The organism is Paenibacillus sp. IITD108, assembly GCF_036541265.1.
Lineage (GTDB): Bacteria > Bacillota > Bacilli > Paenibacillales > Paenibacillaceae > Pristimantibacillus.
The window spans coordinates 125,316-140,864 of record NZ_JAZHCT010000004.1 but is presented as its reverse complement, the minus strand read 5'-3'; the positions used below and the strand labels follow the sequence as shown (position 1 = coordinate 140,864).

Below are 15,549 nucleotides of genomic sequence, written 5' to 3'. Positions count from 1 at the left end.
CATACCTTGAACAGCTTTGATGCACAACCAGTCCTTTAGGATGAAGCCTGTTATTATTTATCGATGCAAAGCGACAATTTGCGCTAAAGGATTGGCTTTACCCTGTATAAGATCGCGAATAAGCCCCGCTGCAAGCATACTGTAAACAGTTCCATTGCCTCCATAGCCGAGGCTGTAAAATATATTAGGCTGCAGCGGATCGGAGCCGATGAAAGGAAGGCCGTCTCTTGATTCGCCAAAAATCGCATTCCATTCATACTTGACGGGCGCGTCGAACTCAGGAAAAAAGGATTGTATTTTTTGCAGCAGCTGGCTGTTTTTCTTTAATCTGGATTGCTTGTTGTCCAGCGTGCGGCCAGCAGCCTCGTCAAGTCCGCCTGCAATAATATGCCCTTGCTCAGTAGTGCGCATATAGAAGTATGGTCTGGCGGTTTCCCATATTAATTGCCGTTCATGCCATTGCTCCAAATTGCTTTGCACATCGGTTACGATGACAAAGGTGCGGTTGAGATTGGCCTTAATGAGCTTGCTGCGCAGCTGCTCCGGCTCATAGCCGACAGCATATATAAGATGCTTGGCATCAATATGCCAGCCGCTGGATGTGTTAATGCGAAGGCTGCCATCTGAAAGCTTCTCATAGCCAGTCATTTCTGTATGTTCGTATATTTTTACGCCTTTATCGGCAGCATACTCCGATAATGAAGTAACAAACAGATAGGGATCTATTTCGGCATCTCCTTCTGTTACAATAGCTGCCGGCCTGCGAAATGGGTATTGCTCGCTTATTTGATCGGCAGTCCATAGCTTTGCCTGCAAACCTGCGGCTTGCAGGGCGCTGCATTCCTGCTTGAGCTTAGGCACGTCCTGCTCTGTAGAAGCAATGTATAAGCTGCTTCTTCTTTGAAAGCCAGCCTGTTTATATAGTTTTTCGGCAATCTGTCCGATATCATCAATAGCTTGCCTGCAAGCACGATAAAACAGCTCCGCATTGTCCTTGCCTATATTATGGGAAAGCTCTGTCAGCATAATATCATTGCAGTATTGCAGCAAGCCGGTATTGGCTGAAGAGCTGCCGGAAGCTATTTCATCCTGTTCAAGCACAATAGCAGACACGCCGCTTTGTGCCAGCAGGGCTGCACAAATCATGCCCGACATGCCGCCTCCAATAATAACAGCATCGGCAGCGTCATTATGCTGCAGGCTGGCGAAGCTTTTGCCGGCCGTATAAAGGCTGGGCCAAAACATATTACCTACATATAGCTGTTTCATGAGAGTCCCTCCTGAAGCTATTATGTCCAGTGAGAGTGCCAAGTAATATTAATCGACACTCTGCAGCTCGTTGTGACTAATGATTGCTTTGCGATACGAGGTGGGGGATTTGCCAAATCTTTTACGAAATTGCTTGGAAAAATATAATGCGTCCTGTAGACCGACAGAAGCAGAGATTTGCTCAACGGTAAGATCGAGCCGTTCACGAAGCAGCAGCTTGGCTTTGTCCAGACGCATTTTGAGAAGAAAGGAAACGGGCGTAAGGCCGGTTTGTTTTTTGAAAACTCGGGATAAGTAGGCCCGATTATAACCAAGCGCCTCTGCCATATGTTCAATAGAAACCGGCTCAGTATATTGGGTAGATAAGTAATGAACAATTTGCTCTTGCAAATGCTGCTCTCCAGACGAGCGCGCTGCAACACTCATTTGCTGGCTTGCTTCATTAGCGCTTGCGTATACACTTAATAGAAGCTGCAGCAATCCGCTCGTTCGTAATGCAGAGGCGGAGTCGCCTTGACGAAGAGCAGCATAAAGCTGCCTGAAAAGGATTGCAGCCTTGCGCTTGTCCGCAAGCATTTGCACTGGACGCAGTTCGCTGAAACCGGCCAGCTGCAGCAGCGGCTTGGCATACTCTCCCTTGAATGCGACCCATCTATAGCGCCACGGCTCATCAGTATTAGCTTCGTAGGTTATAATTTGTTCAGGCTGTATGAGGAAGGTATGTCCTGCTTGCAGCTCAAAGATTTTGTCATAAAGGGTGAAGGTTCCTTTACCGGAAAGCACAATATGCATCAAATAGAAATCATATAGCTTAGGCCCGAGGCGATGCGCAGGCTTCGTCTGGCTTTCGCCGGAAAACAGCACCTGCAGGGGCTGGCTTTGTGCAGACGCAGACTCGGATTGAGAAGCAACTGTATAAGTATATTGCATACACGAACACCTGCCTTTTGTTGAATAAAAATGCCCTTTCTTTATCATACCACGCTATTCCAGTGCTAAAACAGTCACATAAATCCATATGAGGGGCATTTCAAGCCATTACGTTCTGCATCCGCTTGAATTATACTAAGGCTAGAACAAAGAGTGCCGTTTAAAATAATGAGATAAAGGAATGTGATGATCACAATGGCAAATATTCAAGAGCTGATAGAGCAATTTGAATCCAGATATGGAGCTTCACAAGCAGAAGTCGCAGTGTTCCATGCGCCCGGTCGCGTCAACTTGATTGGCGAGCATACGGATTATAACGGCGGATATGTATTTCCGGCGGCACTGACATTTGGCACAACACTGCTTATTCGCAAGCGGGAAGATAACCAACTAGGTCTTGCTTCGACTAATTTTCCAGCAGGCAAGCATATATCGATTGAACAGGTTTCTTATGATGAAGCCGATGACTGGATGAACTATCCGAAAGGAATCGTGAATGAGCTGCATCAGCGCGGCGTAGTGTTCAGCTCCGGTTATGACCTGCTGTATCATGGCGAAATCCCGAATGGCTCGGGCTTGTCTTCTTCGGCCTCGATTGAGGTCGTAACCGCATTTGCCTTGCTGTCTATGGAGGGACAGGAGACGAACACTGTAGATATCGCTCTGCTGTCGCAGAAATCTGAAAATGAATTCAATGGCGTAAAATGCGGTATTATGGACCAGTTTGCAGTCGCCAATGGCAAGAAGGATCATGCGATTCTGCTAATGTGCGACACGCTCGAATACGAGCTTGTCCCTTTTCAATCAGGCAGCTATAAGCTCGTGATTGGCAATACGAACAAGCGCCGCGGGCTCGTTGATTCCAAATACAATGAGCGCCGCAGCCAGTGTGAGCAGGCGGTTGCTGAGCTGCGCGCCGCTTACCCGGAGCTTACCTTGCTCGGCCAGCTTACGGCGGAGCAGTTCCATGAGGCGAAGCATTTGATCCAGGATGACATCGTGCGCAGCCGCGCAGAGCATGTCGTGGAGGAAATCGCCCGGGTGCTGCAATCTAATGAAGCGCTGCGCAGCAATGATTTGCACAAGTTTGGCGAGTTGATGAATGCCTCGCATGATTCGCTTCGGGATTTATATGAAGTAACTGGAGCGGAGCTGGATGCGATGGTTGATGCTGCTAGACAAGTGGAAGGCGTGCTTGGCTCGCGCATGACTGGAGCAGGCTTTGGCGGCTGCACGGTTTCGCTTGTACACGAGGACCAGGTTGAGCAGTTCAAGCAGCATGTAGGCGAGCGTTATACAGCAGCAACCGGGCTGGTTGCAGATTTCTATGTTTGCAATATAGGTAATGGAGTAGAACGGTTGCAATAAAATAGAGACGGATGAAAGGGGTTGACCGTAATGGCAGTTTTAGTAACAGGCGGAGCAGGATATATCGGTTCTCATACTGTAGCGGCACTTCACGAGCGCGGCGAGGATATCGTAATTTTGGACAATTTGCAGCAAGGACATAAAGAAGCGGTTATAGCGGGGAAGCTGTATGTTGGCGATTTGCGCGATGCTGCTGTGCTGGACCAAATATTTCAGGAAAATAAAATTGATGCGGTTATTCATTTTGCTGCGAATTCGCTCGTAGGGGAAAGCATGAAGGTGCCAGGCAAATATTATCACAACAACGTCTACGGCACGCTTTGCCTGCTTGAAAAAATGAATGAATACGGCGTGAGCCGTATCGTATTTTCCTCCACCGCTGCAACTTATGGTGAGCCTGACCGCGTACCTATTGACGAATATGATCGTACCGTCCCAACGAATGCATATGGAGAAACAAAGCTGGCAATGGAAAAAATGATGAATTGGTTCGATGTTGCTCATGGCGTTAAATCGATTTCGCTTCGTTATTTCAATGCAGCTGGCGCGCATGATAGCGGCAAAATTGGCGAGGATCACCGCCCTGAAACGCATTTGGTTCCAATCGTGCTTGAAGCAGCGCTGGGCAAACGGCCGCATGTGTCTGTATTCGGTACAGACTACGCTACTGCGGACGGAACTTGTATTCGAGATTATATTCATGTCAGTGATTTGGCGGATGCGCATGTGCTCGCTGTAGACCGCTTGCGTTCAGGTGCTGATAGCGCAGTATACAATCTGGGCAATGGTCAGGGCTTTTCCGTTAAAGAGGTTATTGATACAGCACGCAAAGTAACCGGCAAGGAGATTCCAGCTGTATTTGAAGCGCGCCGGGCAGGCGATCCTGCTGTACTGGTAGCTTCCTCTGAGCGTGCGCGCACTGAGCTTGGCTGGAAGCCGAGCCGCGATAAGCTTGAAGATATTATCGAGAGCGCCTGGAAATGGCATGAAGCCCGCCCTAATGGGTATGCAGAATAATAATAGAGAAGGAGCTGCTTCGCATGACGATCATAAGTGAAACTGTCGCATCAGAAGCGGAGGCGAAGCTGTTCATAGAACAGTTAGTACAATACGCACGGCAAAAGCTCAATTTGGACCCGCTTGACGTAAGCGATACACGCAACCGCCTGCTGGATCTGTTCGAGTTCGCAGAGCCGGCGGATGTGCAGGCCCCGCCTGCTCCCGAGCAGGTGCAAACGATTGTTGATCCGCTTATTTCATACGGCTATTCTATTGGCTTAATTCCTGAGAATACAATTAATTATAGAGATTTGCTGGATGCCAAAATTATGGGCCTGCTGCTGCAAAAGCCTTCTCAAGTCGCCGCTGCATTTGAAGCTGCGGCAGCAAGCGAGGGAATACAAGCCGCAACAGATCGCTTTTATCAACTAAATATTAACAGCAACTATATTCGTATGGATCGTATCGCCAAAAACGAGCTTTGGCTTCATCCAACCGATTACGGCAAGCTGGAGATAACGATTAATTTATCGAAGCCGGAAAAAGACCCGAAAGAGATTGCCTTGCTGCGCACTATGCAGCAGTCTCATTATCCAAAATGTCCGCTATGCGCCGATAATGTCGGCTATGCCGGCAGACTGGATCATCCGGCAAGGCAAAATCTGCGCATTATTCCGCTGCAGTTGCAAAATGAAGACTGGTTTTTTCAATACTCGCCTTATGTTTATTACAATGAACATAGTATAGTCTTTAAAGCGAAGCATGAGCCGATGGCGATTACCCATTCCTCCTTCGCCAGACTGCTCGATTTTGTAGAAAGCTTCCCGCATTATTTCATAGGCTCAAATGCTGACTTGCCTATAGTGGGCGGATCGATTCTTAGTCACGATCACTTCCAGGCGGGCAGGCATCAATTTCCGATGGAGAAAGCAGCTGAGGAGGCGGGCTTTACCCATCCGCAGTTTGCTGATGTGAGCTGCGGCATTGTGAGCTGGCCGATGTCTGTATTGCGCATAAGAGGCGCGTCCAAGGCAGACGTTCATCGTGCAGCCTGCTATATTCTGGATCAGTGGCGCCAGTACAGCGATGCTGAAGCAGATGTGCTGGCCTGCAGCAGCGACGGCACGCCGCATAATACGATTACGCCAATTGCGAGATTGACTGCGGATCGGAAGTTTGAAATTGACCTTGTGCTTCGAAACAACCGGACTAGTGAAGAGCATCCGGACGGTATTTTCCATCCGCATAGGCAGCATCATCATATTAAAAAAGAAAATATAGGCTTGATTGAAGTGATGGGCTTGGCTGTATTGCCGGGCCGGTTAAAGCAGGAGCTAGAAGAACTGTCTGTTTATTTAACGGATCAGGCGCCCGCTGCAGGCATTCTGAAGGGAAGCCCGCTGGAGCATCATGCTGTGTGGCTGGAGGAGCTTAGAAGCAAGCATGGCGCTTCTCACACGGCACCTGCTGCAAAGCAGCTGCTGCTTTCAGAAACAGGCGACAAGTTTCTGGAAGTCTTGAAGGACGCAGGCGTGTTTAAGCGAACGAGCGAAGGCCAACGCTCCTTCAGAAGCTTCTTATACCGCATCGGCATGCAGGATGCCTAATAAAATAACCTTTGTGCGCTAATCTTTTGGCTGCGCAAAGGTTATTTTTGTCGTTTAGATCCTAATGATGCGGACACTGACGACCGTTAGCGCTCATTTTTCTCCAACTTCTACTGTCTAGCGGACAGAAATGTCCGTTAGCGGGAAAAAAGCTAGAGAATTAGACTGAATTTTCTTCTAACGGACATAAGTGTCCGCATAAGCAACAAAAAGACTGCTTTTTGCTTCTAACGGACATAAGTGTCCGCACATGCAACAAAAAGACTGCTTTTTGCTTCTAACGGTCATGGATGACCGCATTGCAAAGAGAAGATAGGCGGCTAAATAGATAGCTATGATCGTTTGTTCTTTACACACGATGAAGGCAAGTTAGGTCACCGATAGGTGATTTTGTTATTCAGCGGGTGGGCTGAGCACAAGCGCAGGGCTAAACATGATCGTAGCGGCAAGGTGCGGCGATATCCCCATTAAAGCAGTATTCTCTCTAGCTGGTCAGTCGTTCCGTTATTGCACCCAAAATCGCAGTTTAGAGGCGGCAAAGTGACAGTGGTTCCGTTATTGGTCCATAAATCATAGAAAAAGCCTATTATAACCCCGAATAGCGGAATGTGTGACTGCGAAATTGAAAAAATCGCGGTTTTAAGGCGAATAGCGGAACGTGCGACCAACAGCAGACCTATGCCCAACAGCGGCCATATACCCAACAGCAGACATATGCCCAACAGCGGATCTCTGCTCAAACTTAATCTTTGTAGCAGCATTTGCTTACCATTTCTTGTTGCCATATCCCATTGAATTGACAGTCTTTCTAGATTCGTTAGCTTCCGAAAATGTAAGAAGCGGGAGATTTTTTTTCTACTTATTGTAATCTACTAACTATTATGGTATTTTCTAAAGAATAAAGAGTAAGCGCTTTTATTTGAAATTATAAGAATTTATAAGTTTTTTCTATAAACTGTTCTTATAATTCATCGGTAAACGCGCCCTGTCCTAAGGACAGTGAAGCCGTCTATCGATGAGCCGCAGATAACAGCATTGATACGCAGAATGCAGCGTGATTCAAATAATGATTATTTTCAATGAGGGGGCTTTGCCATGTCAGAGCAAATGATGCCGCTAGAACAATTTTTAAAGCTGGATACCGATGAGCAGGTAGAAAAATTAAGAGGATGGAAGCTGACCCATACTTTGAAGGATATTCGGGAAGCGTGGAATTTCAAGCACTCTGCACAATACTACATGCTGCTGAAAAAGCTTCGCATATACGAAAGAGTAGTGAACAAATCCGATAAGCTTATTCCTATTCATGAGCCGCAAGGATATGCATATAGAGAAGACAGGCAAATTCGTGAGGAGAAAAGCGTCAAGACGCGTGAGGATCATTTTTCCTATCAGTTGAATACAACACTGAGCGGTGTTGAGCTGGCGGAGAAGCTGGAGCGGGCAGCCCATTTTTTGCGTGGAGAAAATAAAGCGATTACGATTCGTCTTCATATTGAAGCAGCAGATACGGAATCGAATACGAGCGAGTCAAGCTAAACCAATGATCAAGTAAAGCACACCCCTATATACGCAGGCTGGACGTAATTGCAATAATTTGTCCAGTGCGCATAGGGGTGTTTTTGTTGACCGGGGTCAAATCGTCAATCTATTTGCGCAGCTTGCCCAGCTCAGATACAAGCGCTTCTACCTCGCTGATACTGAAGCTGTCCTTGGACGAAACAATATCATACAAGTCCTTTATGTCCTCATATTTATCACTGTCAAAGCTGGAAGCCTGCATAGCCGCAGCAGTAGCCATGCGCAGCTTCGTTTTAATCGCGTCGATCATAAACTCTACATTTTCCAAAGAGTAGTTTTGCAAATTATTCATTCCGAATCCTCCAATCGTGTTTGACCATTATTGTACCATGTTTTGTATAGACCATGCTCATAAATGCCTGGGAAGAGCGAGGTTGGAACGGGAGAAGCGGCAGCGTTCGCCTTTGTGTAACAATTTTAACTTCTAAAGGGTTTAGCAAATATAGTGGTATTATGAATTTGTTTCGTATTACAATAGATGGATAGCAGGATATCGCACACCGATGTTAAATATAGATTAATTAAGTGGAAAAGAGGGAAATGCATGCCGGATCAGTGGCAGCAATATATTCATACCTGGGTTGAGAAAGATGAGCTGCTGCAAGCGACTTTAAGCCAGCCGCGCCGCAAAGACGGCAGTATAGCCTCAAAAACGATCGTAAGAGCCGTTTTATTGAAAAATGTGCTGCATTTTCAATTTGAATATCACGTTGATAATAAAGTGCTGCATGAAAATGTAGATAAAAGCCTGACGAGCAGTAAGCTTGTCTCATTAATCGAAGAGAATTACCGTCAAGTTCTATTTAAAACTAGACAAGAGGAGGTTCAGCTGCTGCTGAGCAAGAAAGGTAAGGCGGCGATGCGCTCGCAAAAAGCTGCAGGTAAAATGCAGCAGACAGATTTACAGCATAATCGTCAAAAGCAGCGCGTGCTCGAGGAAGGCACAGCTGTTCCATTTCTGGTCGAGCTGGGCATTATGGCGCCAGATGGAACAGTACGTGCGAAAAAGCAGGATAAATATCGCCAAATCAATCGATTTTTGGAGATGGTGTCGGATATATTGCCGGCACTGCCAGCTGATCGCCCGCTTACGATTGTAGATTTTGGCTGCGGCAAATCCTATTTGACGTTCGCGCTGTACCATTTGCTTGCGGTTCAGCAAGGCAGAGAAATTTCAATTATCGGGCTTGATTTGAAGGTCGATGTTATTGCCTTTTGCTCGGAGCTGGCGCGCAAGCTTGGCTACGACAAGCTGAAATTTTTGGTAGGCGATATCGCCGATTATGAGGAGCTGCAGTGCGCCGATATGGTCGTTACGCTGCATGCCTGCGACACTGCGACTGACGCTGCGCTTGCTAAAGCGGTACGTTGGAACGCTTCTGTCATTATGTCTGTGCCTTGCTGTCAGCATGAATTGTTTCGTCAAATTGAAAACGAAGCTTTATCACCTCTGCTGTCGCATGGCTTGCTTAAGGAAAGATTTTCAGCTCTGGCAACCGATGCAGCTAGAGGGCAGCTGCTTGAGGTAGCTGGCTATAAGGTGCAGATGCTTGAATTTATCGATGCCGAGCATACCCCTAAAAACATCATGATTAGAGCAACTAGAAGCCAGCGGCAAGGGAAGGCTTCTGCCCAATGGCAGGAGTATTTACGATACAAAGAGCTGCTCCATATTACGCCGGCATTAGAAAAAATGCTGTTTGAAGACGTTAAGTCTGAAATGGATGAATAACGGGGACGAATGGGTGAGCCGCAGTGGATTGGATTATCTGGATTGACCTAAGTATGTTTTTAGTGCTTTTGGGGCTGTTTGTATATGTATTCTCATCCAGTTCTATCACGGCGTTAAATCGTATTTATTTACTGCTGCATATGGTTTTTATGGTGTGGCCACTGACTCAGTTTGCATTGCAGGCAAGCAGCGATATATTGTATAAAAAGTTTTATTTGGTTTGCTCCTATATAGGGCTTTCTATGCTGGGATTTGCCTGGTTTATTTTTATACTGTATTTAACGGGTCGAACCAATATTTTTCGAAAAGGCCGGGCTGTATTGCTCGCGCTTCCGGCGCTTGCTTCTATAGCAGCTGTTATATGGAACCCGCAAGGCATATTCGTGTCGATTAAGCATGCGCCTGAATTCGGCAAGCAGCTCGAAAGCGGCCCGCTTTTTTGGTATATGATTGCGCAGCTGCTGCTGTACATGCTAGCCTCTTCTATTATAATGGTTTATTGCATGAGGAAGGAGCAGTCGCCCCGTTATCGGCAGATGATCAAGACGGCCATGATTGGCATGATGACATTGCTGGCTTTTTCTTTAATCGACCTGCTGCTCAATGTCGTGTATAAAGAGTTGTTTCTCAGCTATATTCCATTCATTTCGATCGGTCTCACGGTTGCAGCATGCTATATTGTTTTTGCTGTCACCCGCAACAGAGTATTTGATATAATTCAAATCGTCCAGCGCGATGTGATGAATACGATGAGCATGGGGATTATCGTGCTGGATGAATACAATATGGTAATCGATATGAACAGGGTTCTAAAATCCTACCTTCGGCTGAGAATAGGAGATATTTTCAGCGAAGATTTACTGGCTGCGCAATTGAAGTTAGGCTCAAGGGTTCAATTCGGCCATTATTTTGCCGAGCAGCGCAAGCGCCCAATGAAGCGAATAGAATTTCAATTGGAGCTGGAGATGGACGAAACGAGATATATTATTGTACAATCGGCACCTATACTCGATCCGCGCAAAAAAATAGTAGGACGTGTAATTACATTCCAGAATATTACTGAAATGCGCAAGCTGGTGGAAGAAACGAACAGGCAAAACACTTTGCTGCAGGAGCGGAATAAAGAATTGCTGATCGTACAGGATGAGCTGTACCGGGCGAACAAAAAGCTTGAATATATGGCAATTACAGATGGATTGACCGGCTGCTACAATCGGCGCTACCTCATGCAGCAGCTTGAGGATGAAATAGCGGTCAAAAAGTACAGCGTGCCTTTTTCTATTTTTATTTTTGATCTGGATCATTTCAAGCGGATTAATGACAGTTACGGCCATTTAATTGGCGATGAGATTCTTTGCAGTACGGTAGATGCAGTACGGAGCGTGCTTCGCCCTGCAGATGTGCTGGCGCGGTATGGCGGCGAGGAGTTTATGGTATATTTGCCTCGCACGAGTCATGCGCAGGCGATGGAGATTGCGCATAAAATTAGAGGACAAGTAGAAAATAACACGATTATGCTGGAAAACAGTACAGAGCTTCTGTCCGTGACGATCAGCATGGGTGTCATTTCAATCGACGAACATACCTTATTAGTACAGCCGGATTCCAAGCTTTTGCTGCGTGAACTCGTTCATGAAGCAGATGCGGCTTTATACGAAGCTAAATTCAGCGGAAGAAATCGGGTAGTAGAACGCAAGCTGGCGTCGACCAGTTATTCAGCGCAGTAGGATAGTCATTGATCTAATGTTCTGATAAAATAATTAAACGTAAGTAAAAGCTTTACTTTTTAAAGGCGGGAAAAGCTGTGAGAAGAATGCAAATCGATAGAGTTATGCCTGGAGATATAGTAGCCAGAACGATATTTCAGGAAAATGGCAGTGTGCTGCTTGGCGAAGGCGTAGAATTAAGTGATCGTTATATTGAACGATTGCGTAATTTAGGTATCGATTTTTTATTTATTGAGGACGGCAAAACGGCGGATATCGTTCCGGAAGATACGATACGGGATGAAACTCGAAAAGAGGCTGTTAATGAAATTTATAAAACGATGAATGCGTTCAAGGATGACCCGGGCATTCAAGGCCGTACGATTGCGCCGGATATGGGGAAAAATTTTCGGCGCGTCTTTGGCAGCATTATGCAGGATTTGGCTACGAGACCGACTATGCTCGTTAACTTGTCGACGATTCATTCGAATGACGCATACTTATTTCAACATTCCTTTAATGTAGCCGTGCTGGCAGGCATTATGGGCATCGCCAAGGGCTTGAATCGTAATCAGCTGGAGGAGCTCGGCATCGGCGCATTATTGTTTGATATAGGGATGACCAAGCTACCGAAGCAGCTAGTGCAAAAACCGGGCCCATTGACCGCCGATGAGCGGGCCTTGCTGCAGACTCACCCCAAAGAAGGCTTTAATATTCTTAGAAAATATCATGATATTTCGATCGTGTCTGCTCATTGCGCGCTGCAGCATCATGAGCGTTTTAATGGCTCTGGTTATCCGCGGCAGCTGCAGAGGGATGAAATTCATCTTTATGCGCAAATTGTCGGATTAGCCGATACATTTGATGCACTTACTTCGCCAAGGCCATATCGCAAGCGTTATACCGCGAGTGAAGCGATCGAATATTTATTTGCGGCAGGCGGTACTTATTTTGAGCTTGAATTAATTAAACTGTTTTGCAACCATATATCTGTTTATCCCGTTTCCACCACTTTGCTGCTTAGTACAGGCCAGACGGTAGTCGTAACCGAGAATAATGAGCTTGCCGTGCATCGCCCGCAAGTGCGTGTCATCAAGGAGGCGGATGGCAGCGAGCCGAAATCGCCATATGAAATCGAGCTGAAAAATGAAACGCATATTACGATTACAAAAGAGCTTTAAACCAAGAAGAAGCCTTTCTATTTTACAGTGATCAAGCTGTAAGTAGGAAGGCTTTATTTATAATATAGAAGTTATCGTACATATGTATCATTACGGCACATCATTAGCCAAGGATTTGAAGCGTTTCTTCTTGTATGTAAATTTGTTTTGAATATACTAGACAGTAAGGTAAAATAATGAGAAATGGGAATAGAAATGAAGCCATAAATCGAAGGAGCCGGACAAATTGGATGAATTTGCACGTATTTCATATTGGACGGATCATCGTGCTCGCGCCGAGGATGAAAAGCTTCGCGGTGTTGTGCATGGCATAGGCGATGATGCAGCAGTGCTTGATATTAGCCGGGCGCCGGAAGATGTGATTGGCGATAAGCAATTAGTAGCATCAGTTGATACGATGGTTGAGCAGATTCACTTCAACGAGCGCACGATGCGGGATGAGGATGTCGGATATAAGGCGGTAGCAGCATGTGTGAGCGATATTGCGGCGATGGGCGGCGTGCCTTTATATGCCTTGATATCTATCAGTGTACCAAGTACTTATAGTGCGGATCGTATACACAAGCTATATAATGGTATTTATGACTGCGCGAATCGTTATGAATTATCTATAGTAGGCGGCGATACGACATCAGCGCCCGAGCACCTCGTTCTATCTGTCACTGTTATTGGTGCAGTGGAGGCAGGGGCCGCTTTGCTGCGTTCCAGCGCGCAGGCAGGCCATGCCGTATTTGTTACCGGGCTGCTGGGCAAGTCGGCAGCGGGTCTGCATGCTTTGTCGTCTGGCCGCATTGAGAAAAATATAGCTGAGCAGCAATATTTATTTTCACTGGCGGAGGCTCATCAAAGGCCCAGCCCGTCCGTTGCAGCAGGACGCATTCTGCTGCAAGCCCAACGAAGCGGCGGTGGCGCGCTCAATGATATCAGCGACGGCTTGACTAGCGAGGCATGGGAAATTGCCGAAGCTTCCGGGGTTCGTATCGTGCTTGAGGAGGAGCAGCTTGTCTGCTCGGACGAGTTGATTGCTTATGCTAAGGAGCTGCAGCAAGACCCGCTGCAATGGATATTGTACGGCGGGGAAGATTATATGCTGGTAGGCACGATGAATAGAGAGCAGATTGATCATGTCGCGGAAAGTTTCAGGCAGGCAGGCTTGCCTTTTTACATAATTGGGTTTGTAGAGGCAGGCGAGCCGGAGGTTGAGCTGCTGACGAGCAGGATGAAGCAAGCGCAGGCTGGCCAGAGAAGGATTAAGCTTGCGAAGCGGGGATATAATCATTTTAATGGATAAGCAGGTGATAGTATGACGCAAATCGTTGCAGAGACGGTTTGGATCGCTAATTCCGAAGAGGAGACAAGGCAGCTGGCTCGAAAATTGGCGGGCTTGGCAGAAGCGGGCACTGTCATTGCACTCGATGGCGAGCTCGGTGCGGGGAAGACTGCTTTTTCAAAGGCTTTTGCGGAGTCGCTTGGCGTGACTGGCAATGTAAATAGCCCAACTTTTACAATAATTAAAGAATACGAGGGCACTAAGCTCCCGTTTTATCATATGGATGTGTACAGAATTTCACTGGAAGAAGCGGACGAGCTGGGGCTGGATGATTATTTTTTTGGCAAGGGTGTTACGATTGTAGAGTGGGCCAGTCTGATTGAGGAGCTGCTGCCGCAAAATCGTCTGGAGCTGTATATACACTATTTAGATGAAAATAAAAGGCAGATTGCGCTTAAAGCTCACGGGGCGCCTTATACGGACTGGTGCTTGGCGGTACAGCAGATGGGAGAAAGAAACGATGACACAAATAGATAACATAGGAAAGAAGCATGACCTTACAGTGCTTGCAATAGATACTTCTACGGCTGTAATTGCCTGTGCGGTTACACAAGGGAATGCAGTGCTTGCTGAAATTCAGTCGCTGGCTGAAAGAAATCATTCTGTTAATGCGATCATACATTTGCAGCAGCTGCTGGAGCGCAGCCAAAAAAATAAAGAGCAGTTGGATGTGATTGCTGTCGGGCATGGACCTGGCTCTTATACAGGCATGAGAATTGCTGTTACAGCAGCAAAGACGCTTGCTTGGGTGTGGGACAAGCCGCTGATTGGCATATCGAGCCTGGAGGCTGTTGCGTATGGGGGCTGGCAATCGGGGCTTGCCCGGGCCGTTCAGCCGGATGCAGGCGAATCTGCTCAAACGATCCATATCGTTAAGCCCAAACAAAATGAAGAGCATTGGATTTTGCCAGTGATGGATGCGCGCAGAGGGCAAATCTACGGGGCGGCGTTTAGCGGTCACAGCGATGGCAGCTGGAGCCGTATGAAAGAGGATGGCGTGCTGCTCATGCTGGATTGGGTGGATGTTATGCTCAGCAGGCTTGCAGAGGAAAGCAAGAGAGGCATAGCCATTCATATATGGGTAGTTGGCGATCTGTCCATGCATGAGGAGCAGGCTAACCGTCTGCGGACGGAGGCTGCGCTAATAAGCAGCGGTACAGTGGTCACACTTATGCCATATGCTCTGGAAGGGCGCTGGATCGCGGAGCTTGCCCGGAAGCAGCTGGCGGATGGACTGCCGTACAGCACGGGAGCGGAGATTCATTCGTTTGCTCCAAATTATACCCAGCTTACGGAAGCGGAAGTAAAGCTGAAAGAGAAGCATGCGCTGGAACGGAGCGGTCGATAATGGAGCAGTTGGATAAAAGCAAGCTTCGTTATCGAGCGATGACAGCCAGCGATATTGAACAAATTACCGCGATTGAGCAAGAGGCATTCACTGAGCCTTGGACAGCGGAAGCCTTTCTTAATGAGCTGGTAAATAATTTGTTTGCCAAATATATGATCGCAGAGTATGCCGGTGAGATTGTCGGTTACGGCGGCATGTGGATTATTATTGATGAAGCTCATGTCACTAATATTGCTATCCGCAGCGGCTTTCGCGGGATGGGGTTTGGTCATCTGCTGCTGACAGAGATGAAGAAGACAGCCAGCTGCTTCGGCGCATTGCGGATGACGCTTGAGGTGAGGGTATCCAATGATGTCGCGCAAAGGCTGTATGCCAAGCATGGCTTTGAAGCGTCGGGCATTCGTCCCAATTATTACTCTGACAACAATGAGGATGCCGTCATAATGTGGGCTGAGCTGGATCAAGAGCGGATGAAGATAGGAGAGAAGAAGCCGTGAG

14 protein-coding genes are annotated in these 15,549 nt (G+C 47.1%); 11 read left to right on the top strand and 3 right to left on the bottom strand.

All coding sequences use genetic code 11. From position 1 onward, the window contains the following. Positions 1 to 57: 57 nt before the first annotated feature. Complete coding sequence (locus tag V1L65_RS04980) at positions 58 to 1,269, bottom strand: NAD(P)/FAD-dependent oxidoreductase (RefSeq protein ID WP_331697972.1); 1,212 nt, start codon at positions 1,267 to 1,269, stop codon at positions 58 to 60. Positions 1,270 to 1,317: 48 nt separating this feature from the next. Continuing rightward, positions 1,318 to 2,199, bottom strand: a complete 882-nt coding sequence (locus tag V1L65_RS04975; RefSeq protein WP_331697971.1) for an AraC family transcriptional regulator — start codon at positions 2,197 to 2,199, stop codon at positions 1,318 to 1,320. Between the two features lie 195 nt (positions 2,200 to 2,394). Between V1L65_RS04975 and V1L65_RS04970 the strand changes: the two genes are divergently transcribed. The 4 genes from V1L65_RS04970 (at position 2,395) to V1L65_RS04955 (ending at position 7,712) form a co-directional block, all read left to right on the top strand. Beyond that, on the top strand, positions 2,395 to 3,567 hold the full coding sequence (locus V1L65_RS04970; protein WP_331698084.1) for a galactokinase: 1,173 nt from the start codon (positions 2,395 to 2,397) through the stop codon (positions 3,565 to 3,567). Between the two features lie 30 nt (positions 3,568 to 3,597). Beyond that, on the top strand, positions 3,598 to 4,584 hold the full coding sequence (galE, locus tag V1L65_RS04965) for a UDP-glucose 4-epimerase GalE (protein ID WP_331697970.1): 987 nt from the start codon (positions 3,598 to 3,600) through the stop codon (positions 4,582 to 4,584). 23 nt (positions 4,585 to 4,607) lie between these two features. Further along, positions 4,608 to 6,173 (top strand): UDP-glucose--hexose-1-phosphate uridylyltransferase, encoded by a 1,566-nt coding sequence (locus tag V1L65_RS04960; RefSeq protein ID WP_331697969.1) that lies wholly within the window; start codon positions 4,608 to 4,610, stop codon positions 6,171 to 6,173. A gap of 1,095 nt (positions 6,174 to 7,268) precedes the next feature. After that, positions 7,269 to 7,712 (top strand): hypothetical protein, encoded by a 444-nt coding sequence (locus V1L65_RS04955; protein WP_331697968.1) that lies wholly within the window; start codon positions 7,269 to 7,271, stop codon positions 7,710 to 7,712. Between the two features lie 109 nt (positions 7,713 to 7,821). Here V1L65_RS04955 and V1L65_RS04950 read toward each other — a convergent pair whose 3' ends face one another. After that, positions 7,822 to 8,046 carry a DUF1128 domain-containing protein gene (locus V1L65_RS04950; RefSeq protein ID WP_331697967.1) on the bottom strand — a complete coding sequence of 75 codons (225 nt, stop codon included), beginning with the start codon at positions 8,044 to 8,046 and terminating at the stop codon, positions 7,822 to 7,824. A 252-nt stretch (positions 8,047 to 8,298) separates the two neighbouring features. Between V1L65_RS04950 and V1L65_RS04945 the strand changes: the two genes are divergently transcribed. The 7 genes from V1L65_RS04945 (at position 8,299) to rimI (ending at position 15,548) form a co-directional block, all read left to right on the top strand. After that, positions 8,299 to 9,486 carry a class I SAM-dependent methyltransferase gene (locus tag V1L65_RS04945; protein WP_331697966.1) on the top strand — a complete coding sequence of 396 codons (1,188 nt, stop codon included), beginning with the start codon at positions 8,299 to 8,301 and terminating at the stop codon, positions 9,484 to 9,486. A 23-nt stretch (positions 9,487 to 9,509) separates the two neighbouring features. Next, on the top strand, positions 9,510 to 11,213 hold the full coding sequence (locus tag V1L65_RS04940) for a histidine kinase N-terminal 7TM domain-containing diguanylate cyclase (protein WP_331697965.1): 1,704 nt from the start codon (positions 9,510 to 9,512) through the stop codon (positions 11,211 to 11,213). A gap of 77 nt (positions 11,214 to 11,290) precedes the next feature. Beyond that, positions 11,291 to 12,373, top strand: coding sequence for an HD-GYP domain-containing protein (locus tag V1L65_RS04935; RefSeq protein ID WP_331697964.1), 1,083 nt, complete (start codon positions 11,291 to 11,293; stop codon positions 12,371 to 12,373). Positions 12,374 to 12,599: 226 nt separating this feature from the next. Beyond that, a complete protein-coding gene (gene thiL / locus V1L65_RS04930) occupies positions 12,600 to 13,664 on the top strand; it encodes a thiamine-phosphate kinase (RefSeq protein WP_331697963.1) in 1,065 nt (354 codons plus the stop codon). Positions 13,665 to 13,676: 12 nt separating this feature from the next. Then, entirely contained in the window at positions 13,677 to 14,180 is a 504-nt protein-coding gene (gene tsaE / locus V1L65_RS04925; protein ID WP_331697962.1) for a tRNA (adenosine(37)-N6)-threonylcarbamoyltransferase complex ATPase subunit type 1 TsaE, read from the top strand. Further along, positions 14,164 to 15,051: a tRNA (adenosine(37)-N6)-threonylcarbamoyltransferase complex dimerization subunit type 1 TsaB gene (gene tsaB, locus V1L65_RS04920; RefSeq protein WP_331697961.1), complete on the top strand. Its 888-nt coding sequence runs from the start codon at positions 14,164 to 14,166 to the stop codon at positions 15,049 to 15,051. The genes tsaE and tsaB overlap by 17 nt, the downstream gene beginning before the upstream one ends. Next, positions 15,051 to 15,548, top strand: coding sequence for a ribosomal protein S18-alanine N-acetyltransferase (rimI, locus tag V1L65_RS04915; RefSeq protein WP_331697960.1), 498 nt, complete (start codon positions 15,051 to 15,053; stop codon positions 15,546 to 15,548). Before tsaB ends, rimI begins: the two co-directional genes overlap by 1 nt. Position 15,549 lies beyond the last annotated feature (1 nt).